Source organism: Streptomyces sp. NPDC002896 (genome assembly GCF_040295225.1).
Classification (GTDB): Bacteria; Actinomycetota; Actinomycetes; order Streptomycetales; family Streptomycetaceae; genus Streptomyces.
Genome location: NZ_JBEOVA010000022.1, coordinates 1 through 19,534 on the forward strand (window position 1 = coordinate 1; position 19,534 = coordinate 19,534).

The 19,534-nt window shown below is 71.6% G+C and carries 18 protein-coding genes and 4 pseudogenes; 8 read left to right on the top strand and 14 right to left on the bottom strand.

What is annotated here, in order from left to right; genetic code table 11:
• The 5 genes and pseudogenes from ABT009_RS32005 to ABT009_RS32025 form a co-directional block, all read left to right on the top strand.
• Positions 1 to 180 (top strand): annotated as a pseudogene (locus tag ABT009_RS32005) (ABC transporter permease); the annotation flags it as partial.
• Positions 180 to 1,172 (top strand): ABC transporter ATP-binding protein, encoded by a 993-nt coding sequence (locus tag ABT009_RS32010; RefSeq protein WP_351302845.1) that lies wholly within the window; start codon positions 180 to 182, stop codon positions 1,170 to 1,172. The pseudogene ABT009_RS32005 and the gene ABT009_RS32010, both read left to right, overlap by 1 nt.
• Complete coding sequence (locus ABT009_RS32015; protein ID WP_502990005.1) at positions 1,169 to 1,993, top strand: ABC transporter ATP-binding protein; 825 nt, start codon at positions 1,169 to 1,171, stop codon at positions 1,991 to 1,993. Before ABT009_RS32010 ends, ABT009_RS32015 begins: the two co-directional genes overlap by 4 nt.
• Before the next feature lie 98 nt (positions 1,994 to 2,091).
• Positions 2,092 to 2,301 (top strand): annotated as a pseudogene (locus ABT009_RS32020) (serine hydrolase); the annotation flags it as partial.
• 80 nt (positions 2,302 to 2,381) lie between these two features.
• Entirely contained in the window at positions 2,382 to 2,978 is a 597-nt protein-coding gene (locus ABT009_RS32025) for a hypothetical protein (RefSeq protein WP_351302851.1), read from the top strand.
• Positions 2,979 to 3,141: 163 nt separating this feature from the next.
• Here the strand turns inward: ABT009_RS32025 and ABT009_RS32030 are convergent, their stop codons facing one another.
• The 5 genes from ABT009_RS32030 to ABT009_RS32050 form a co-directional block, all read right to left on the bottom strand.
• Positions 3,142 to 4,344 carry an LLM class flavin-dependent oxidoreductase gene (locus ABT009_RS32030; protein ID WP_351302854.1) on the bottom strand — a complete coding sequence of 401 codons (1,203 nt, stop codon included), beginning with the start codon at positions 4,342 to 4,344 and terminating at the stop codon, positions 3,142 to 3,144.
• A gap of 3 nt (positions 4,345 to 4,347) precedes the next feature.
• Positions 4,348 to 5,385, bottom strand: coding sequence for an ABC transporter substrate-binding protein (locus tag ABT009_RS32035; protein ID WP_351302857.1), 1,038 nt, complete (start codon positions 5,383 to 5,385; stop codon positions 4,348 to 4,350).
• A 62-nt stretch (positions 5,386 to 5,447) separates the two neighbouring features.
• On the bottom strand, positions 5,448 to 6,260 hold the full coding sequence (locus tag ABT009_RS32040) for an ABC transporter ATP-binding protein (RefSeq protein ID WP_351302860.1): 813 nt from the start codon (positions 6,258 to 6,260) through the stop codon (positions 5,448 to 5,450).
• A complete protein-coding gene (locus tag ABT009_RS32045; protein WP_351302863.1) occupies positions 6,233 to 7,105 on the bottom strand; it encodes an ABC transporter permease in 873 nt (290 codons plus the stop codon). The genes ABT009_RS32040 and ABT009_RS32045 overlap by 28 nt, the downstream gene beginning before the upstream one ends.
• Before the next feature lie 199 nt (positions 7,106 to 7,304).
• Entirely contained in the window at positions 7,305 to 7,388 is an 84-nt protein-coding gene (locus tag ABT009_RS32050) for a putative leader peptide (protein WP_351303160.1), read from the bottom strand.
• A gap of 165 nt (positions 7,389 to 7,553) precedes the next feature.
• Here ABT009_RS32050 and ABT009_RS32055 point away from each other — a divergent pair.
• Positions 7,554 to 8,032, top strand: a pseudogene (locus ABT009_RS32055) (DUF6098 family protein).
• Between the two features lie 88 nt (positions 8,033 to 8,120).
• On the opposite strand, the gene ABT009_RS32060 reads toward ABT009_RS32055, so the two are convergent.
• The 8 genes and pseudogenes from ABT009_RS32060 to ABT009_RS32095 form a co-directional block, all read right to left on the bottom strand.
• Complete coding sequence (locus tag ABT009_RS32060) at positions 8,121 to 8,348, bottom strand: DUF6480 family protein (protein ID WP_351302866.1); 228 nt, start codon at positions 8,346 to 8,348, stop codon at positions 8,121 to 8,123.
• Positions 8,349 to 8,402: 54 nt separating this feature from the next.
• Positions 8,403 to 9,405, bottom strand: a pseudogene (locus ABT009_RS32065) (LLM class F420-dependent oxidoreductase).
• Positions 9,406 to 9,478: 73 nt separating this feature from the next.
• On the bottom strand, positions 9,479 to 9,697 hold the full coding sequence (locus tag ABT009_RS32070) for a DUF5133 domain-containing protein (protein WP_351302869.1): 219 nt from the start codon (positions 9,695 to 9,697) through the stop codon (positions 9,479 to 9,481).
• 288 nt (positions 9,698 to 9,985) lie between these two features.
• Positions 9,986 to 11,020 (bottom strand): non-homologous end-joining DNA ligase, encoded by a 1,035-nt coding sequence (gene ligD / locus ABT009_RS32075; protein WP_351302872.1) that lies wholly within the window; start codon positions 11,018 to 11,020, stop codon positions 9,986 to 9,988.
• A 10-nt stretch (positions 11,021 to 11,030) separates the two neighbouring features.
• A complete protein-coding gene (locus ABT009_RS32080) occupies positions 11,031 to 11,825 on the bottom strand; it encodes a DNA polymerase ligase N-terminal domain-containing protein (protein ID WP_351302875.1) in 795 nt (264 codons plus the stop codon).
• An 84-nt stretch (positions 11,826 to 11,909) separates the two neighbouring features.
• Positions 11,910 to 12,143, bottom strand: a complete 234-nt coding sequence (locus ABT009_RS32085) for a hypothetical protein (protein ID WP_351302878.1) — start codon at positions 12,141 to 12,143, stop codon at positions 11,910 to 11,912.
• A gap of 119 nt (positions 12,144 to 12,262) precedes the next feature.
• Positions 12,263 to 12,451, bottom strand: a complete 189-nt coding sequence (locus ABT009_RS32090; protein ID WP_351302881.1) for a hypothetical protein — start codon at positions 12,449 to 12,451, stop codon at positions 12,263 to 12,265.
• An 89-nt stretch (positions 12,452 to 12,540) separates the two neighbouring features.
• Positions 12,541 to 13,074, bottom strand: a complete 534-nt coding sequence (locus ABT009_RS32095; protein WP_351302884.1) for a type 1 glutamine amidotransferase domain-containing protein — start codon at positions 13,072 to 13,074, stop codon at positions 12,541 to 12,543.
• Between the two features lie 211 nt (positions 13,075 to 13,285).
• Here ABT009_RS32095 and ABT009_RS32100 point away from each other — a divergent pair, with 211 nt between their 5' ends.
• Together ABT009_RS32100 and ABT009_RS32105 are read left to right on the top strand one after the other, a co-directional pair.
• Positions 13,286 to 13,498 carry a DUF6381 family protein gene (locus tag ABT009_RS32100; RefSeq protein WP_351302887.1) on the top strand — a complete coding sequence of 71 codons (213 nt, stop codon included), beginning with the start codon at positions 13,286 to 13,288 and terminating at the stop codon, positions 13,496 to 13,498.
• A 544-nt stretch (positions 13,499 to 14,042) separates the two neighbouring features.
• Positions 14,043 to 16,577, top strand: coding sequence for a SpoIIE family protein phosphatase (locus ABT009_RS32105; RefSeq protein ID WP_351302889.1), 2,535 nt, complete (start codon positions 14,043 to 14,045; stop codon positions 16,575 to 16,577).
• A 22-nt stretch (positions 16,578 to 16,599) separates the two neighbouring features.
• On the opposite strand, the gene ABT009_RS32110 is transcribed toward ABT009_RS32105, so the two are convergent.
• Positions 16,600 to 19,509 carry a HAMP domain-containing protein gene (locus ABT009_RS32110; RefSeq protein ID WP_351302891.1) on the bottom strand — a complete coding sequence of 970 codons (2,910 nt, stop codon included), beginning with the start codon at positions 19,507 to 19,509 and terminating at the stop codon, positions 16,600 to 16,602.
• Positions 19,510 to 19,534: the final 25 nt, after the last annotated feature.

Sequence of the window (19,534 nt, forward strand, 5' to 3'; positions counted from 1 at the left end):
CCGTCCGCCGAGTGGGGCCTGATGGTCGCCCAGGGGCAGTCCGCCCTGCTGAACGGGGCGCCCTGGCAGTCCCTGGCCGCGGGCCTGCTCATCGTTCTCGTGGTCGTGGGGGTCAACACCTTGGGGGAGAGGGCCACTTCGGCTTCGGCTTCGGCTTCGGCTTCGGGGAAGGGCGTTTGATGAACACCCTGGACGTCAACGGCCTGCACGTCACCCTGCCTGGCCCCGGGCAGCGCCGGCAGCGCACCGTTCTGCGCGACGTGTCGTTCTCCGTCGCCCCCGGCGAGGCCCTCGGCCTGGTCGGCGAGTCGGGCTCCGGCAAATCCATGACTCTCAAGGCCGTCCTGCGCATGCTGCCCACCGGATCCCGTACCGAAGGCGCTGTCCGCTTCGAAGACGACGACGTGTACGGGATGGACGCCCGCGCCCTGCGCACGTATCGCTCCCACCGCATCGCGATGATCCACCAGGACCCGCGCACCGCCGTGAACCCGGTCCGCAGGGTCGGCGACTTCCTCACCGAAGGACTCGTCCTGACCCATGGTTTGCGCCGCCGCGAGGCCGCCGCCCGCATGGTCAGGGCCCTCGCCGATGTGGGCATCGCGGACGGGGAACGGCGCATGGCCCAGTACCCGCACGAGCTCTCCGGCGGTCTGCTGCAGCGCGTGATGATCGCCGCCGCACTCGCCACCGGACCCCGCCTCCTGCTCGCCGACGAACCCACCACGGCGCTCGATGTCACCACCCAGCAGGAGGTGATGGGGATCCTCGACGCGCTGCGTCGCGAACGCGGCCTCGCCATGGTCTTCGTCACCCACGACCTCGACCTCGCGGCCGCCGTCACCGACCGCGTCGCCGTCATGTACGCGGGCACGATCGTGGAGACCGGCCCCTCCGCCGACCTGCACCACCACGCCGCTCACCCCTACACAGCAGGCCTGCTGCGCGCCCGCCCCGTCATCGGCTCCCGCACACGGCCAGCGCCGCTGCCCGGCCGCCCGGTCTCTGCGTTCGAGGCGGGGGACGGCTGCGGCTTCGCCGACCGCTGTACGTACGCGCAGGACGCATGCCGCGCCATCCGCCCCGCCCTCGCCCCGCTCGGCACCCACACCACCGCCTGCCACCGCGCACAGGAACTCGCCGACACACACGCCCTGGAGCCCGCCTCGTGACGACTACAGGCCCCGATACGACCACCGGCCCCCTGCCGCCGCCCGCCGTCGAGGCCCGCCACCTGCGCAAGGTCTTCCCGGGCCGGCACGGGACGATCGCCGTGGAGGACGTGTCCTTCACCCTGCGGCCCGGTGCCTCCCTGGGCGTGGTCGGCGAATCCGGCTCGGGCAAGACCACCGTGTCCCGCATGCTCACCGGCCTCGAACGCCCCACCTCCGGCGAGGTGTTCCTGTCCTGCGCCCCTGCCCCCGCCGACCGGATCCACCGCGCCCGCGCCATCCAGATGGTCTTCCAGGACCCCTACGCATCCCTCGACCCCCGCCAGACCGTCGGCGCCGGCCTGCTCGAACTGCTGCGCCTGCACGAACCCGACCGCACCCGCCACCACGGGCGCGCCGCCGAACTCCTCGACCAGGTCGGCCTCGACGACCGCATCGCCGCCTCACGCCCCGGACAGCTGTCGGGCGGCCAGCGCCAGCGCGTCGCCATCGCCCGCGCCCTCGTGCCGGGGCCCGCCGTCCTCGTCCTCGACGAGGCCGTGTCCGCGCTCGACGTCTCGGTACAGGCCCAGGTCCTCGGCCTCTTGGCCGACCTGCGCGAACAGCTCGCCGTCTCCTACGTGTTCGTCACCCACGACCTGGCCGTCGTCCAGCAGATCACCGACGAGGTCCTGGTCATGCACCGCGGCCGCGTCGTCGAGCACGGCCCGACCGACCGGGTGCTGTCCGCACCCGAACACCCGTACACGTGCGGGCTGCTGGACGCGGTACCGCGGGAGGGGTGGCGGCCGGGCATGGCCGGGCCGGTGACGGCTCCGTGAAAGGGACCAGGCGGGGCCCAGGCTGTCGGTCCGCGTTCGGCCAAGCCGCGCGGCGTGCCGCACGGTGGCTGCTGGGCAACACGACCGGCGGCAAACGTCTTCGAGCCGGCCTCCCGGGGGAATGGACCGTCGCCGAGAAGACCGGCACCGGTGACTACGGCACCACGAACGACGTGGGCGTCGCCTGGCCGCCCGGCGCGGCACCCGTCGTGGTGGCCGTGCTCTCCACGAAGGCCGACTCGGACGCGCCGGCAGATGAACCCCTGGTCGCCCGGGCCGCCGCAGTCGTGGCAGACGCCCTCACCTGACGAGGACAGCCTCGCCCGCGCCGCCGCATACACTCCCCCCGACGAACCGGGAGCAGGGTGGGAAGTTGAGGGGCGGGACCATGGGTGACTTCTTCGAGCGCATCGTCGACGTCGAGGCAACCGGCGAGGAGGCCGGGCCGCTCGCGGAGCGGATGGTCGACTGGATGGTCTCCGAGGGACTGATCACACGCGAGATGTCCGGCGAAGGTGTGTACAGCACGACCGTGGACGAGGGCTACGAGCCGGGTCCCGACTGGGCGCGTGCAGTGCAGGGTTCCGCCGAGACGGGGTGGCAGCCGGGGCCGGTCGCAGTCCTCGTCGGACGCGAGTACCACGTCGGGGGTCAGGGGCAGGACGAGGCCGACTCCGCGACGTGCCCGCGGTGCGATGCCAAGACGGTGATCATCGACTATCCGGAGGAGTTCGAGGCGGACGAGGAGGCCTGGCGGCCGTTCAGGCACGGCATAGCCGCCTGGAAGGAGACGGGCGAGGGAAGCGTGGTCTGCCCCGCCTGCGGAGCCTCCGTCCCCGTCACCGAGTGGCAGTTCGGCTGGGGCTTCGCCCTCGGCGCGCTCGCGTTCGACTTCTGGGGCTGGCCACCGCTCAGCGACGCTTTCTTCGCCGAGTTCAGGAGGCAGCTGGGACACCGTACGGAGGAACAGTCGGGCAAGTTCTGAGAGTCCTCGGCACCGGCAGAGTCCTCGGCACCGGCAGTGGGGACCCGCCCCGTCACAACGCAACGACGGCGACGGCCGTGATTCCCGCGAGGCGAGGACCCGGGCAGCTCCGCCCGGCCGCATGTCGCGGCCTGCGACGCACAAGCCACCCGGGCCCTCGGGTTCAGCGCCCCCCGGCGACCAGCAGCGGCGCCCCGCCCGGTGCCGGGCCCGGGCGGCCGTTCGCCGCCGGGACCGCGGACAGCGGCGCGGCCGGGATGCGCGGCAGCAGCCCGCGCGCAGCCAGGTCGGGGAGCACGCCCTCACCGAACCAGTACGCCTCCTCCAGGTGCGGATAGCCGGAGAGGACGAAGTGCTCGATGCCGAGCGCGTGGTACTCCTCGATCCGGTCGGCGACCTCGGCGTGGCTGCCGACGAGGGCGGTGCCGGCGCCGCCTCGTACGAGACCGACGCCCGCCCACAGGTTCGGCGAGATCTCCAGCTTGTCGCGGGAGCCGCCGTGCAGCGCGAGCATGCGCTGCTGGCCGACCGACTCGCTGCGGCCCAGGGCCTGTTGGGCGGCCGCGATGGTGTCCGGGTCGAGGTCGTCGAGCAGACGGTTCGCGGTCGCCCAGGCCTCCGCCGAGGAGTCGCGGGAGATCGTGTGCAGCCGGATGCCGAACCGGACGGTGCGGCCCTCCCGCTCCGCGAGGCCGCGGATCCAGTCGATCTTCTGCTTCACCTGCTCCGGCGGCTCGCCCCAGGTCAGGTACACATCGCTGTGGCGTGCGGCGACCGGTCCGGCCGCCGGGGACGAACCGCCGAAGAAGATCTCCGGCAGCGGATCGGGTGGCAGGGCCGTCAACCCGCCCTCGATCGTGTAGTGCTCGCCGTCGAAGTCGTACGGCTGGCCGCTCCACACCCCGCGTACGACCGACAGGAACTCGTCGGTGCGGGCGTACCGGCGGTCGTGGTCGAGGTGGTCGCCGAAGCGCCGCTGCTCGGTCGAGTCGCCGCCGGTGACGACGTTCAGCAGGAGGCGTCCGCGGGTGATGCGCTGGTACGTCGCCGCCATCTGGGCAGCAAGCACCGGGGAGATGACGCCCGGGCGGAACGCGACCAGGAACTTCAGCCGCTCGGTGTGCTGGGACAGCGCCGCCGTCGTCAGCCACGCGTCCTCACACCAGGTGCCGGTCGGGGTAAGCACCGCCTCGAAGCCCAACTGCTCGGCGGCCTTGGCGATCTGCGTCAGATAGTCGATGTCGGGCGGGCGCACTCCGCTCACCGGCCTGGGGAGGCCTGTGCTGTTGGAGGCGTAGGCGTGCCGGTCCACGAGGGTGCGGCCGTCACCGCCCGTCGGCAGGAACCAGTGGAGATGAACGGTCATCGGTCACGACTCCTTGTAGGTGCGCGGCGCGGTGGTGGACGGCGGCAGGTCGCCGTTGTAGCGGGTGTCGACGAAGTCCTCGAACGTGACCTTGCGCGGAATCAGCTTGAGCTTGGTGAAGGTGTCGGCGATCTGCTGCTCGGAGGCGATCGCCGCTTTGTCGACGGCGACGTAGACCCGCGTACCGTTGGTGCGCTTCACCGCGGCGAGCGCCACCTCGTACGGCAGGCCTGTGTCCTTCGCCCAGACCTTCGCCCATGCCTCGGGGTGCTTGTAGACCCAGTCCTGGGCGCGCCGCAGCCGCTCCAGGTAGTCGCCTATAGCCGCGGCCTTCTTCTTGTCCGCGAGTGCGGTGGGCGACGCCACCTGGAAGCCGAGGCCGTTGACGACGCCCTCACCGGTCGTGAGGATGCGGCCCTGCTTGGCCTGCAGCACCTGCGAGGTGTACGGGTCCCAGACCGCCCAGGCGTCCACCCTGCCGCCGGTGAACGCGGCCAGCGCGTCGGCCGGCTGCAGATACTTGACCTTGACGTCGCTCAGGCTCAGCCCGGCCTCCTCGAGGGAGGCGACGAGCTGGAAGTGCGCGGACGAACCCTGCGCCACGGCGATCGACTTGCCCTTGAGGTCCTGCGTCTTCTTCAGCGGAGAGTCGTTGGCCACGAGGATGGCCTCGCCCTTGGACGTGCCGTGCGTGGCCGCCACGATCTTGATCTTCGAGCCCGCTCCTGCCGCGAAGACCGGCGGCGTGTTGCCCACGCCCCCGATGTCGACGGCCTTGGCGTTCACGGCCTCGAGGAGCGGCGGGCCGGAGGTGAACGTCGACCACTTGATCTTGTAGTCGAGGTTGTCGAGTTCGCCCGCGGCACGCAGGACGGCCTCGGAACCACCCTTCTGATCACCGACGTTGAGCGTGAGAGACCCCTTGCCGTCGGTGCCCTCACCGGTGCCACCCGTGGAGGTGTCGGCGGACGACGAGCCGGAGCAGGCGGCGAGGAGCAGGGCGAGCGGCAGCAGCAGGGCGGGAGCGAGTCGGCGTCGCATGGGGTTTCCGTTCGGTTCGGTACGTGGGTCAGTACGGGGACGGGGTTGAGGTGCGGGGAAGGTCAGGCAGCGGACGTGTGCGCTTCGACGCCGAGGCGTTCGAGGAGCTGTCCGCGTATCTCGGCGAAGCGGGGATCGGTGATGTCGCGCGGCCGCGGCAGATCGATCCGCGTCTCGTGGGCGATGGCGCCGTCGTCCATCACGAGGACGCGGTCGGCGAGCAGCACCGCCTCCTCGACGTCGTGGGTGACCAGCAGCACGGCGCAGCCGCGGCGCTGCCACAGTTCGTCGACGAGCCGCTGGGCCTTGATACGGGTGAGGGCGTCCAGGGCGCCGAAGGGCTCGTCGAGCAGCAGCAGATCGGGCTCGCGTACCAGCGCGCGGGCCAGTGAGGCGCGCTGGGCCTCGCCTCCGGAGAGCGTCTTGGGCCAGGCGTCGGCGCGGTGCGAGAGACCGACCTCCTCCAACGCCCGCTCGGCGACGGCGCGTTCGGGCTTCCCGGGCAGCCCGAGGAGCACATTGCGCCAGACCTTCTTCCAGGGCATCAGGCGCGGCGCCTGGAAGGCAACGGCCTTACGCCGCGGCACGAGAACTGTCCCGGCGATGTCCCGGTCGAGCCCGGCGAGAATCTTCAGGAGGGTGGACTTGCCGCAGCCGCTGCGCCCGAGGAGCGCCACGAACTCGCCCGGCTGTATCTCCAGGTCCAGGAAGTCGAGGACGGCGCGCCCGCCGAAGGTGCGGGTCAGCTCCTCCACGCGTACGACAGCGCCGGAGACGTCGCGTACGGGCTGGTCGGCGGAGGTCGTCTTCGAAGGGGTCGGCCTGTCGGTGGCCGCCTTGGGCGGGGTCACCGGCCGGTGAACGTCGGTCGCCATTGCAGCAGCAGCCTTTCGAGAGTGCGGACGACGAAGTCGGCGAAGAGGCCGAGGAAGGCGTAGACGATCAGGCAGACCACGATGACGTCGGTCCGCAGGAAGTCGCGGGCCTGGACCATGAGGAAGCCGATTCCGGCGTCGGCGTTGATCTGCTCGGCGAAGACGAGGGCCAGCCAGGCGATGCCGAGCGAGTAGCGCAGTCCGGTCATCGCTCCGGGGAGCGCACCGGGCAGGATCACGTGGCGGACGAGGCCCCAGCGGGACAGTCCGAGCGACTCGCCGGCCTCGATCAGCTGGGAGTCGACGCCGCGGATGCCCGCGTACACGTTCAGATAGAGCGGGAAGGACACGCCCAGCGTGATGATGGCGACCTTGGGCGCCTCACCGATGCCGAACCAGATGATGAACAGCGGGATGAGTCCGACGAACGGCACGGTACGGAGCATCTGGACGCTCGCGTCCACCAGGTCCTCGCCGATGCGGAACAGCCCCGACACCAGCGCCAGGGCCGTGCCCACCACGGTGCCGAGCAGCAGTCCGACCGCGACCCGCTGCAGCGAGACGCCCATCGCGGACGGCAGCGAACCGTCGGCGATCAGATCCCACGCGACGCGGGCGATGGTCCCAGGCGAGGCGAGTATGCCGGAGGTCAACACTCCTGTGCTGCTGAGGAGTTGCCACAAGACCAGCAGGAGGACCGGGCCGGCCGGGCGGCGCAGCCAGCGCGGGACACGGACGCGGCGAGCGGAGGAGGGGACGATCGGCTCCAACTCGGGCGGCTCGAAGTCCGATACAGGGGATATATCCGCCAAAAGTTTCTTGGGCGGGGCATGACTGACACTCATGGGAGCTCCAGGGGAAGGCAGACGGGGATGCCCAGAGGGTGGTGCAAGGTGGCCGCTCAGGAGCCCTCAAGGCCCCCTTGACGCGTCATCGCCGCGCCGCCAATGCGTCATCGGATAGGCGTGAGGGGCACCGCGGGCGCGTTACGGCGACGGGGCGCGGGAGATGCGAGGGCGGAAAGAGCCGGAGAGTGAAAAGGCGTCAGCAGCCGCGACAACAGGCGGCGGAGGCCACCCGCAGCAGGTCGATGTGACCGCGCGTGGTGAGCATGACTGGACGCAACATGCGACCGAAAGTAGCCAGCCCGTCTGGGCACGGTCAATGACGTCTCGCGTACTGGACTCGCTGTATCGATCAACGAGACCAGGGAGCCCGCGCGGTCGGTACGGAATGCAGTCCGTGGGAACTGGTGATGGGCTGGTGACAGGGCTGACGGAGGAGGTGCGCCACATGACCGGCAACACCGGCCGCGACCTGCCCGAGGCGCGGTCCCTCGACGACCTGCCGACGGTGCGCTCCCTGGACGAACTCTGCGATCTGGTGAGCTCACGGCATGTGTACGTGCGGTGGTCCACCGGTCCCGCGCAGGACCTCCAACGGGAGAAAGCGTCGACGAGCTGACCGGGGTGCCCATGCCGGGCCTGTCCGCGAACTGCCTGATCGCAGAGGACTGGTGGGCAAGCCGGCCGCTGCGCCTGTGGGTGGCCAGGCGTCTGTACGACTACTCCCATCTGCGCTGGGACAAGGAGGGCGAGGTCCGGCCGTGGGTGCTGACCGGCGAGGAGGTGGCTCGCGGCCCCGACAACGAACCGCTCGTCTGCAACGCCCGGCCTGTGGGCTGGATCGGCCTGCAGGTGATCGACGAGGCGGAGGACGAGGTGGCGAAGGCGGCCGGGCACGACGGGCAGTGGGGGCCCATGCGGCGGTAGCCGCCCGGAGGGCCGCGTTCAACGGCTATTCCGGGCGGCTGAGGGCCTGGGCCGAAGCCGGCCGCTACGGCCGTACCGCCCGCCAGGACTACAGCGACAGCGCCACCACCATGCCGATCAGCCCGATGGCGATCAGCACGGCGACGGCGATGATCAGTACGAGGGGAACGGCTTCCCAGACCTTGCGCACCTCGACCGGTTCGGGGTAAGCGATGCCGTGGATCCCGTCCTCGGCCGGCGGGGTCTCCTCGGGCGGCACACCGCCGCCGCCTCGCTGTCCGGGCGTGAGCCGCGGCTCATGGTTCGACGTCGTCATCTCCGGTGCTCCTTTCACAGCGTGTTCCACACCGTGTGTGCGCCTCGCGGGGCGTCACAGTTCACGGAGCGCGGGCAGTAGTTCCTTCTGCGCCCAGTCCAGATACGGCATCTGGGACGCGCCGCCGATCTGCACCAGGGCGACATCGGTGAAGCCCGCCTCCGTGTAGGGCCGTACGGCCTCGACGAACGCGTCCACCTCGTCCCCGCACGGGATGGATTCCGCGACGTCCTCGGGCCGGACGTACGCCGTCGCGGAGTCGAAGGACTCGGGTCCCGGAAGTTCCGCGTTCACCTTCCAGCCGCCGCCGAACCAGCGGAACTGCTGGTGCTCCCCCAAGCTCTCGGCTTCGCTCGAGCAGGGGGGACCCCCAGTCGACGGCCGCGTCGCGGTCCTGGTCGTAGCAGACCGGCAGCTGGCCGATGCGCGGCTTGCCGGCGCCGCCGTAGCCGTCGAAGGCGGCCAGCAGCTCGGCCTTCGGTTCGACGGCGATCACCAGGTCGGCGAGGGCTCCGGCCAGCCGGCAGGACTGCTCGCCGGACACCGCGATGCCGATCTCGAGGGGCTCTTCGGGAAGATCCCAGAGCTTGGCGGACTCGACGTCGAAGTGCTCGCCGTGGTGGTTGACGTAGCCGCCCGAGAAGAGGTCCCGGATGATCCCGACGGCCTCTGCGAGCATCTCCTGCCGGACGTCGGCGGCGGGCCAGCCCCCGCCGACGATGTGCTCGTTGAGGTTCTCGCCGGAGCCGAGGCCCAGCCGGAAACGGCCGCCGGACAGCAGTTGCACCGTCGCGGCCTTCTGCGCGACCACGGCCGGGTGGTAGCGCATCGTGGGGCAGGTCACGTAGGTCATCAGCGGAATGCGCGAGGTCGCCTGAGCAGCCGCCCCGAGCACGCTCCAGGCGTACGGGGAGTGCCCCTGGGCGTCGAGCCACGGAAAGTAGTGGTCCGAGGTGACGGAGAAGTCGAAACCCGCCTCCTCGGCCCTCACCACGTGCTCGACGAGCTCACGGGGACCTGCCTGCTCGGTCATCATCGTGTATCCGAAATGCACCATGTCGGGCGGGTTCCCGGTAGGGGTCCCGGGAAACGGCCCGGGCGGCGCGCCTGCCTGGCCATGCCCCGCGGGCCTATGCCTCTGCGCGCCGCGCCCGGTCGGCCAGGAGTCTGCGTGCGTGGCTCAGGGCCTGCTTCGGGTCGCGGACGCCGGTGTACACGCAGACCGTGTACTGCAGGTCCTCCAGCCGGCGGTGCCCCTCCGGTGTCCCGGAGGCCAGCAACAGTCCGTGGGTGAGCCTGTCGTGTTCGGCGACGAGTTCACGCAGGACGTGGAAGTCGATGAGAGGCATGAGACGCCCCTTTCTCGCCGGTGCCGGTTGGGATCGGCACCCGCTCCCAAGATGGTGCAGCCTGTCACTGAAGTGCGCCAGCCGACTCCCGACTGGCGCTTCGAGGCATCGTTGACCTGGGCTTTTGACCTGGGCTTTTACTAACTCGCGGAATGCCGTGCCGCCCGGGGCAGCATGCCTCCGGGGGGTACCGGTGGATCCCGGCCTCGTCTTGGAAACAAGTGCCCACGGCGATCGAAGCGCAATCTCCTCGCGCGGGCCAGGCGCCACGGCACGGGCCGCCACGGCCTACGCGGCGGGCCGCTCCCTGACGACCTCGGCGGGCGACTTGTCGGTGCGCAGGCCGAGGAAGCGCGGGTGTCGCAGCATGCCGTCGCGGGTCCACTCCGTGAACGCGATCTGCGCGACCAGCCTCGGCTCGACCCAGTGCACGGCGCGCTCGCGCACCGGATCACTGAACGGCGAACGGGACGTGGCGAGTTCGTCGAGACGCGCGCGTATGTCGAGCAGGGTTCTGCGGTCGTAGCCGGTGCCGACCTTGCCCGCGTAGCGCAGACGCCGCTGCTCGTCGTAGTAGCCGATCAGCAGCGCGCCGAATCCGACGCGGCTGCCCGCCGGCTCGGTGAAGCCGCCGATGACGAACTCCTGGCCCTGGGAGCACTTGAGCTTGAGCCAGTCCGTGGACCGGCTCGGCACATAGCGGCGGTCCGCACGTTTGGCGATCAGGCCCTCCCAGCCGTGGCGGCAGGCGTCGGCCAGCAGCTCGGCGCCATCCACACCGTTCTGGTTGCGATGGGGGGTGAACCGCAGCGGGGGCCGGAAGGTCAGGGCCCGCCGGAGCAGCGACTTGCGGGTGCGCAGGGGCAGGCGCCGGGTGTCGGTTCCGTCGAGCCGCAGCAGGTCGAACACGAAGTAGGTCACGGAGACGCCGGTGGCCTCGATCTGGCGGCGGTTGGTGAGCTGCATCCGTTTCTGGAGGCGCGCGAAGTCCGTGCGGCCGTGGGAGAACGCCACGACCTCGCCGTCGACGGTGAAGTCCGCACACTCCTGCTCGGCGAGCGCCTCGGCGATCTCGGGGTAGGTGGCGTTGAGGCGCCTGCCGGTCCGGGAGAGCAGAGTGACACGGCCCTCCTCGCGTACGGCGAGGAGGCGCACGCCGTCCAGCTTCCGCTCGAAGATCCAGTCGCCGCCCGAGAAGTCCCTCCGGTCGCTGAGCGTGGCCAGCATGGGACTGGCGGCCAGTTCCGCACCGGGGCGCGCCTCGGCCAGCAGCCGGCGCTGGCCGGGGGGCACCGAGTCCAGGAGGCTGCTCGTGGTCGTCATGTGCGGCTCGTCATGTGCGGCGGCTTCGGCGGGGGTTGGCCAGGGTGGTGCGCGTGCCGGAGCGGGTGCGGGTACGTACGGTGCCGGGCTCGTCAGCCTCCCCCCGCACGTCGCCCACACGGGACCCGTCCGGCTCCTCCGACTCTGCGACCTGGCGCAGCGTACGGCCGCTGAGGACCGAACGGGCGCGGCGCGGCGCCGAGGGGCCGTGGTCTCCGTTGTGGGCCCGCGCGTCGTCGGTCTTCACCAGCAGCCACGCCTCGTCCTCCGGGTCACCCTCGCCGCCGCGGAAGCGGGTGAGCGCGTAGCCGCCGCGGAGTTTCTCGCCGTTCAGCCAGAAACGGACGTGGCCGCGCCGCAGAGCCTCGTCCATCTGCACGGGCCGCCCGCGGCGGTCGTGGTTGAGCGGCCGGTACGTGCCCCGGTCCCAGACGATGACCGTGCCGCCTCCGTACTCGCCCTTGGGGATCACACCCTCGAAGTCGAGGTACTCCAGCGGGTGGTCCTCGGTGGGGACGGCGAGCCGCTTGTCCTGCGGGTCGTTGGAGGGCCCCTTCGGCACGGACCACGACTTGAGCACACCGTCCACCTCGAGCCGGAAGTCGAAGTGCATGCGCCTGGCGTCGTGGATCTGGACCACGAAGCGGGGCTCGTCGCCGGGCGCCTCACCGGACGGGCGGTCCTGCCCGTGCGGCTCCCGGGTCCGTTCGCCGCCCGGCTGCTGAGCGCCGTCCCCGCTCGGCTCCTTCGTCCTGTCGAAGTGGCGCTTGGCGCGGTAGGTCTTCAGCGCCTCGTTGTCGCCCACGCCTGGCTCCTTTCCGGCGCCCGCGCTGTCCGTGCGGCACGCGGCACGTGCTGCCCGTCGCCGGACGCCGGTCCCGCCACGCGGTCATTGAGGCCGCGACGACTCGTCCGGGTTCGAGGGGTGGCCCTCGGCCGTGTTCCTGTTCGCCTGAGGGCTCGGGGTGATCGGATCGCCGGATCCGCCGCCCGGCGCGGCGGTGTCGGTGTCCTCCTCGTGACCGGTCTGCTCGACCTCGTCGAGGTACTCCTCCGTGGCGGTCGTGGCGGTTCGGGTCGCTGCCTTCTTGCGCCTCACCGGGCGCTGGAGAATCTCGCGCATGTCCGTCGGGTACCCCGGGTGGGGCCGGGCAGGCCTGAGTACCCCCGGGCCCGGTGCGCCTGGCCATGCGTGCCTGCGGTCCGTAGGGCATGCCTGTAGTCAGCGCGGCATGCCTGCGGTCAGTCGGGCGGTTCGGGCAACGGTTCCTCTTCCGGTCCCGTGTGCGGTCCCGGGCCCGGATCGGGCGAAGGGTGCTCCTCCGGGGGCTCGCGGCCGGGGAGTTCCGGGCCGGGCGGTTCCGGGTCGTGCGGGACCGGTTCCGGATTGGTGGGGACGGGGCCGGGACCCTCGCGGCGGGGACGTCCCATGGCTGGTGCTCCTTCCTGTCCCCCGTGTCGGAACGGCACGCCTGCCCCCGTGTCGCAACGGCTGCGGGCGTGCCGGGGCGTTTCGGCGGTCAGCCGCCGAACTCCTGGATGAACGTCGTGCAGAACGCCTTGAGATCGTCCGGCTTGCGGCTCGTGATCAGCTTGGCGGGCCCGGCGTCGCAGACCTTGACCTCTTCGTCGACCCAGGTGGCACCGGCGTTGCGGAGATCGGTCCGCAGACTGGGCCAGGACGTCACCGTCCTGCCGCGCACGACGTCGGCCTCGATCAGGGTCCAGGGCGCATGGCAGATGGCCGCGACGGGCTTGCCCGCCTCCACGAAGCCCTTCACGAACGCCACGGCCTTGGCGTCCATCCGCAGGAAGTCGGGGTTGGCGACGCCGCCCGGCAGTACGAGCCCGTCGAAGTCCTCCACCTCGCTGTCGGCGACCGTCTGGTCCACCGGGAACGTGTCGCCCTTGTCCAGGTGGTGGAAGGCCCTGATCTTTCCGGACCTGGTCGAGATCAGCTTCGGCGTGCCTCCGGCATCGATGACGGCCTGCCACGGCTCGGTCAGCTCGATCTGCTCGACCCCGTCGGGGGCCACGAGAAATGCGACCTTCACGGTCATCCCACCTTCGCGTACCTGTTGTGTGTCTGTTTGCGCACCTGTAGGGACCTGTACGTCTGCTACGTCTGCGTACCTGTGGGACCTGTACGTCCGGGTGTACGGACCGGCTTCCCCTGGGCGCGCAATTCACACAGGTCACCCGGGCGTTTGCGGGCGGGGCGCGGGGGCAGCCGCCCACTGACCGCACCACGTCGAAGGACCCCCCATGAACGGCCAGTCAGAATCCGCACGCGTCCGCGCAGAGCATCTGCGCGACAAGGCCGAGCAGCTGCTGCAGCGGGCGCAGCGCTCGACCGACCCCGCGGAGGCCGAGCGCCTGCGCCACGAGGCGAAGAAGCTGCAGGACCAGACCGAACCCGCCCTGCGCCGCGAGCCGGGGCCGGAAGTCGGTGACCTCCGCGAGGAGTATCCGGAGTAGCCGCACCGGGTCCCGGACCTGCGGGGTCACGCGTCCGGCGGCCGCGGCGGCCCCGGGCGGGGGCGGGGCTCGGGACCCGGATCGGGCCGTGGTTCGGGGCGAGGGCCCGGACCCGGCCTCGGTCCCGGCTCGTCGGGGCGCGGGCCCGGCCGCGGGACGGGCGAGATGTCAGGATCCGGCGAGACTGGGCCGGTCATGGCGTGACGCCTCCCTCCGCACCGGGCACGTCGGCAGTACGTACGCGGCTGCGCGCCCACGAACGCGTACGGGCGTGCCCGTTCCGGGTCGCAGGCGAGCGGCGGCACGTGTACCGGGCAACGTGTACCGGGCTGCTGCGCCCCTTTCGCCCTGCCGCTGCCCCGGCAGATGCCGCTCAATCATCGGGCACTGCCGTGCGAGCGGCCGAGCACTGGTGCGCGTAGCCATCGGGCCCTGCCCTGCAAAGCCTTCGGGCACTGCCGTGCGAGTCGGCCCCGAGTAGAATCCGAGGCGTCCGGCTGTAGCTACCGAGGTGCCCACGCCCTCCTGAAAAGCCGGAGACGTCATGATCCCTCCCGTTCGCGAGCAGGGGCCGTCCCGAGGGCCTGATGCGGGACGGGACGATCTGGCCGCGGCCGTCACCGCCCTCACCGCCGAGGTGGCCGCCCTCCGTGCCGAACTCGCCCGCCGTCATCTCCTCGACCTGGCGGCCGGGGTCCTCGTGGCCCAGCTGTCCCTGTCCCCGTCGGACGCCACCGACCACCTGGCCCGGCTCGCCGGATCCGCCGGTCTGAGCCTGGAGGATCTGGCGGCCGACGTCGTCAACGCGGCGGCAGGCGCGGTCGTCGCGGGGCAGCCGGGCGCCGCGGCAGCTTGGGCGGCAGACGACCACAGGGGCGAGCCGACGGGCGGCGGTACGGCGCGCGAACGCGCGGACGTACCGTCCGGTGGCGGGGCCGAAAGGGGCAGCGCGGCAGCGCCGGTGGTAGGCGGTGCGGGCATCACGAAGGCCGGTCGCGGACCGTCCACGACGGCCGATATCCGCGGACCGGGCACGCCGCCGGGCGTCGGCGGGGCGGGATCCGCAGAAGGTGTTCGCGAGGCCGTCACCGCGAGGGCCGGTGGCAGCCGGGGCGAAGCCGCCGCGCGTGGAGCGCGGCAGGCGGCTGCCGTGGCGGAGACGCAGGGCCGCATCGCCGCCGTGGCGACGTCCCTGCTGGACGGCGGGCTGCGGCCGCTCGGCGTGCAGGCCGTGTGGCTGTGGCGCCGTACCGTGAGCGACTGTCTGCAGCTCGTGGGGCATGCGGGGGTCAGCCCGCTGGAGGCCTCGCACTGGCGGTGGCTGACGCCGGAGGCGGCCGGTCCGCTGCACCGGGCGCTGATCGCGGCCGCGCCGGCCTGGTTTCCGGCAGGCCCGCCGGACGGCGAGCGCCTCCCGGGGCCCGAGCGGAACGCGGCCCGGGCCGTCGTACCGCTGCGCCGTGCGGGGCTGATCGCCGGGCTGGCGCTGGCGGTCTGGCCCGGGCCCGCCGAGCTGGACGAGACGGTGCGCCGGGCGCTGCCGGGTCTGCTGGAGCCGGCGGCACGGCTGCTCGATCTGGCCGGCCACGACCCCGACGAGCCGCCGGTGCTCGCCGGACTCCTCGATCTGCTGACCCATCCGGCGATGGTGCTGCGCACCGGGCCCGACACATCGGAACCGGTCGTCGAGCATCTCAACGAGGCGGCGCTGTGCAGCGGCGACATGGTGCCGGACCCGGCCGGGCGGCCGCTGGCCCAGGTCTTCCCGTCCGTCCACGCCGATCTGGTGCGGCTGGTCGCGGACGCCCGCGAGCAGGCGGCCCCGCAGCGCGCGGTCCAGCTGCCGCCCGGGCACCGGCCCGGCCGTCCGGCGCCCCTGCTCGACGTACGGGTCCTGCCGCTGTCCGCCGACCGCGCGCTCGTCCTCTGGCACGTCAGCACGGACCCGGGCCACGCGGTCGTACGGGTCGCGCGGCGGCTGGAGAACGTCGCGACGTTCGAGGACGACCTCACCACCGACGAGTCCCGGTGGAGCGACCAGGCGTACACGATCTTCGGCGTGCCACGGGGCGGTCCCCCGCTCCCGCTGCGGCATCTGGGCGGACGGCTGCACGCCGAGGACGTGGTGCGTCTCGAGGAGCTGCGGGGGGTGCTGAGGGAGCGCCTGGAGGGGGCGTACACGGTCGTACGGGTGATACGCGACGACGGCGCGCTCAGGCATGTGCGGATCGCCGCCGAGCCCCTACTGACGTGCGGCGTCCTCACCGGCATCACCGGCATCTACCAGGACGTGTCCGCCCAGCACCACACCGAGGTCGCGCTGAACGCCACCTTCGACCAGCTGACGACCGTGCAGGCGCAGGCCGCGATACGCCGCCGGCTGGTGCTGGAGCTGCAGCAGGCCATCGTCCCGGAGGTCCCGACCTTCGAGAAGCTGCCGGGGCTGCAGGTCGCCGCGCGGTACCGGCCGGCGGCGGAGGAGTACCAGGTGGGCGGTGACTGGTACGACGTGATGCCGCTGGAGAGCGGCGGGGTCCTGATGGCGGTCGGCGACATCGCCGGGCACGGCATCGACGCCGCGACCGGCATGGTCGCGCTGCGCAACGCACTGCGCGGGCTGGCCGTCACCGGGCACTCCCCCGGCCGGCTCATGGCCTGGCTGAACGAGGTCACGCTGCACGCCGACGGGCAGCCCACCGCCACGGCGGTGTGCGCGCTGTACGACCCGGACACGCGTGCGCTGCGGTGGGCGAGCGCGGGCCATCTGCCGCTGCTCCTGCTGCGCGAGGGGCATGCGGAGCTGCTGGATCCGCCGCGGAACATCCTGCTGGGCGCCGTGCCCGGCGCCGAGTACCAGGAGACGGTGACGGGGCTGCTCCCCGGGGACACGTTGGTCCTCTACACGGACGGGTTCATCGAGTCGCACCACATGGGGCTCGACCAGAGCCTCGCGCTGCTGCGCCACGAGGCCGAGCGGCTGGGCTCGGGCGAGATCGACGAGCAGGCCGACCGTCTGCTCGGCGCGGTGACCGGCGACACGGACGACGACACCAGCCTTGTGGTGGTACGGGTGCTGTGACCCCAGCCCACCCCCCATCGGCTCACCGGCTCAGCCGGTTCCTGATCCTCGTCAGCAGGTCCCCCGCGTCCACGGGCTTCGTCACATGGTCGTCGGCGCCCGCGGCCAGCGTCTTGGCCCGGTCGCCCGGCATGGCCTTGGCCGTGACCGCGATGACCGGCACGTCGGCGAGCCCCGGCATCTGCCGGATCGCGGCCGTCGCCGAGTAGCCGTCCATGCCGGGCATCATCACGTCCATGATGATCAGGTCGACGTCGTCGTGCTCGGTCAGCAGCTCGATGCCGCGCCGGCCGTCCTCGGCCCGCAGCACGCGCATGCCGGCGCCTTCGAGGATCTCGGTGAGCGCGAACACGTTGCGCGGATCGTCGTCCACGACGAGGACCAGGCGTCCGGCCAGCACGTCGTGGCCGGGGTGACGGCCATGTGCGAGCGCCAGTCCCTCGGCACCGCTCTCGGGTACGGCGACGGGGCCGCTGCCTACCGGCAGGAAGAGCGTGAAGCAGCTGCCCTCGCCGAGCGCGCTGCGCGCGGTGATCGCGCCGCCGAGGAGCTGGGCTACCTCGCGGCTGATGGACAGGCCGAGCCCGGTGCCGCCGTAGCGGCGGGCCGTCGGCCCCTCGCCCTGCTGGAAAGCACCGAAGATGATCTCCAGATGCTCGTCGGCGATGCCGATGCCGGTGTCCCTGACCCGGAACGCGATCGAGAGGCGGCCGCGCAGGGCATGCGGCAGCTCGTCGTCCGCAGCGTTGTCGACGCGTACCTCGACCCAGCCCTGCTCGGTGAACTTGAGCGCGTTGGAGATCAGATTGCGCAGCACCTGGCGCAACCGCGACTCGTCGGTGGTGAGCTCGTCGGGCAGGTCGCGGGCCGTGATCACCCGGAGTTCCAGGCCGCGTTCGCTCGCGACGGGCTGGAAGGCGGCGTCGACGTAGTCGAGCAGCTGGTGCAGCGGGAAGGTCGACGGGTGGACGGCCATCTTCCCGGCCTCGACCTTCGACAGATCGAGGATGTCGTTGATCAGCTGCAGCAGGTCGGAGCCCGCGGAGTGGATCACTTCGGCGTAGTCGACCTGCTTCTCCGTGAGGTTGCCCTCGGGGTTCTGGGCAAGCAACTGGGCGAGGATCAGCAGGCTGTTGAGCGGTGTGCGCAGCTCGTGGCTCATGTTGGCCAGGAACTCCGACTTGTACATCGAGGTGCGGGAGAGCTGCTGGGCGCGGGTCTCGAGTTCCTGGCGTGCGCGTTCTATCTCGAGGTTCTTGGCCTCGATGTCGCGGTTGCGTTCGGCGAGCAGCGCCGCCTTCTCCTCGAGTTCGGCGTTGGAGCGCTGCAGCTCCTCCTGCCGGACGCTCAGTTCGGCGGTGAGCCGCTGGGACCGCTCGAGGAGTTCGTCGGTACGGGCATGGGCGGTGAGCGAGCTGATGTTGACGCCGAGGGTCTCGATGAACTGGTCGAGGAAATCCCGGTGGATGGCGGTGAAGGGGTGCAGCGATGCCAGCTCCAGGGCGCCGATGGCCTGCTCCTCGACGACGACGGGCAACACGAGCAGCGCTGTCGGGTCGGCGTCGCCCACGCCGGAGGAGATGGAGGCGTACCCGGGCGGTACGTCCTCGATGGCGATCGTGCGGCGGCTCAGCGTGGCCTGGCCGACGAGGGACTGGCCGAGGCGGAAGCTGCGCGGTCCGGTGTCGGGCGCCCCGTACGAGGCGATCATGTCGAGCCGGGTGCCCTCCGCGTCCGTACGGGCGAGGAAGAAGGCGCCGTACTGGGCGGAGACCAGCGGCGGCACCTCGTCCATGATCAGCCGGGCGGCGGCGGTGACGTCGCGGGTGCCCTGGAGGAGTCCGGAGGTCCGGGCGAGGTTGGTCTTGAGCCAGTCCTGTTCCTCGTTGGCGCGGGTCGTGGCGCGCAGGGACCCGACCATGGAGTTGATGTTGTCCTTGAGGTCGCCGACCTCGCCGGGTGCCTCGACCGTGATGGAGCGCGTCAGATCGCCCTGGGCGACCGCGCTGGTGACCTCGGCGATGGCGCGCACCTGGCGCGTGAGGTTGCCGGCGAGTTCGTTGACGTTCTGGGTGAGCCGCCGCCAGGTGCCGGAGACGCCCTCCACCTCGGCCTGTCCGCCGAGCCGGCCTTCGCGGCCGACCTCGCGGGCGACCCGCGTGACCTCGGCGGCGAACGACGACAGCTGGTCGACCATCGTGTTGATGGTGGTCTTGAGCTCCAGGATCTCCCCGCGCGCGTCGACGTCGATCTTGCGGGTCAGATCGCCCCGGGCGACGGCGGTGGTCACCTGGGCGATGTTGCGGACCTGGTTGGTGAGGTTGTCCGCCATGGAGTTGACGTTGTCGGTGAGGTCCTGCCAGGTGCCCGACACGCCCCGTACGGTGGCCTGTCCGCCGAGGTTGCCCTCGGTGCCGACCTCGCGGGCGACGCGCGTGACCTCCTCCGCGAACGAGGACAGCTGGTCGACCATCGTGTTGATGGTCTCCTTCAGTTCCAGGATCTCGCCGCGGGCGTCCACGCGGATCTTCTGGGTGAGGTCGCCGCGGGCGACGGCGGTGGCGACCTTGGCGATCGAGCGCACCTGGGACGTCAGGTTGTCGGCCATCGTGTTGACGCCGGTGGTGAGCTCCTGCCAGACGCCGCCGGCTCTCGGCACGCGCGCGTGACCGCCGAGCAGCCCCTGTCCGCCGACCTCGTTGGCCACCCGGGTGACCTCCGATGTGACCTGGGCCAGCTGGTCGATCATGCCGTTGTAGACACCCGCGATCTCCCCGAGGAGCCCTTCGGCGTCGTCGGGGAGGCGCGTGGAGAAGTCGCCGTCCCGTACTGCGGTGAGCCCGGCGAGCAGTTTCCGGAGCCCCTCTTCGCTGAGCTGCACCGGCGGGCGCCCGGTGCCTTCGAGGGTGCGGACCGAAGGTGACTCTTTCATCGCTGACCTCGCGCTCTACTGGCGT

Excerpts from the sequence above, each read along its gene's own strand:
- ABT009_RS32105 (WP_351302889.1), top strand. The coding sequence starts at position 14,043 with ATGATCCCTCCCGTTCGCGAGCAGGGGCCGTCCCGAGGGCCTGATGCG.
- ABT009_RS32110 (WP_351302891.1), bottom strand. The coding sequence starts at position 19,509 with ATGAAAGAGTCACCTTCGGTCCGCACCCTCGAAGGCACCGGGCGCCCG.
- ABT009_RS32030 (WP_351302854.1), bottom strand. The coding sequence starts at position 4,344 with ATGACCGTTCATCTCCACTGGTTCCTGCCGACGGGCGGTGACGGCCGC.
- ABT009_RS32060 (WP_351302866.1), bottom strand. The coding sequence starts at position 8,348 with ATGACGACGTCGAACCATGAGCCGCGGCTCACGCCCGGACAGCGAGGC.
- ABT009_RS32100 (WP_351302887.1), top strand. The coding sequence starts at position 13,286 with ATGAACGGCCAGTCAGAATCCGCACGCGTCCGCGCAGAGCATCTGCGC.
- ligD (WP_351302872.1), bottom strand. The coding sequence starts at position 11,020 with ATGACGACCACGAGCAGCCTCCTGGACTCGGTGCCCCCCGGCCAGCGC.
- ABT009_RS32040 (WP_351302860.1), bottom strand. The coding sequence starts at position 6,260 with ATGGCGACCGACGTTCACCGGCCGGTGACCCCGCCCAAGGCGGCCACC.
- ABT009_RS32090 (WP_351302881.1), bottom strand. The coding sequence starts at position 12,451 with ATGGGACGTCCCCGCCGCGAGGGTCCCGGCCCCGTCCCCACCAATCCG.
- ABT009_RS32035 (WP_351302857.1), bottom strand. The coding sequence starts at position 5,385 with ATGCGACGCCGACTCGCTCCCGCCCTGCTGCTGCCGCTCGCCCTGCTC.
- ABT009_RS32045 (WP_351302863.1), bottom strand. The coding sequence starts at position 7,105 with ATGAGTGTCAGTCATGCCCCGCCCAAGAAACTTTTGGCGGATATATCC.
- ABT009_RS32085 (WP_351302878.1), bottom strand. The coding sequence starts at position 12,143 with ATGCGCGAGATTCTCCAGCGCCCGGTGAGGCGCAAGAAGGCAGCGACC.
- ABT009_RS32025 (WP_351302851.1), top strand. The coding sequence starts at position 2,382 with ATGGGTGACTTCTTCGAGCGCATCGTCGACGTCGAGGCAACCGGCGAG.
- ABT009_RS32010 (WP_351302845.1), top strand. The coding sequence starts at position 180 with ATGAACACCCTGGACGTCAACGGCCTGCACGTCACCCTGCCTGGCCCC.
- ABT009_RS32050 (WP_351303160.1), bottom strand. The coding sequence starts at position 7,388 with ATGTTGCGTCCAGTCATGCTCACCACGCGCGGTCACATCGACCTGCTG.
- ABT009_RS32070 (WP_351302869.1), bottom strand. The coding sequence starts at position 9,697 with ATGCCTCTCATCGACTTCCACGTCCTGCGTGAACTCGTCGCCGAACAC.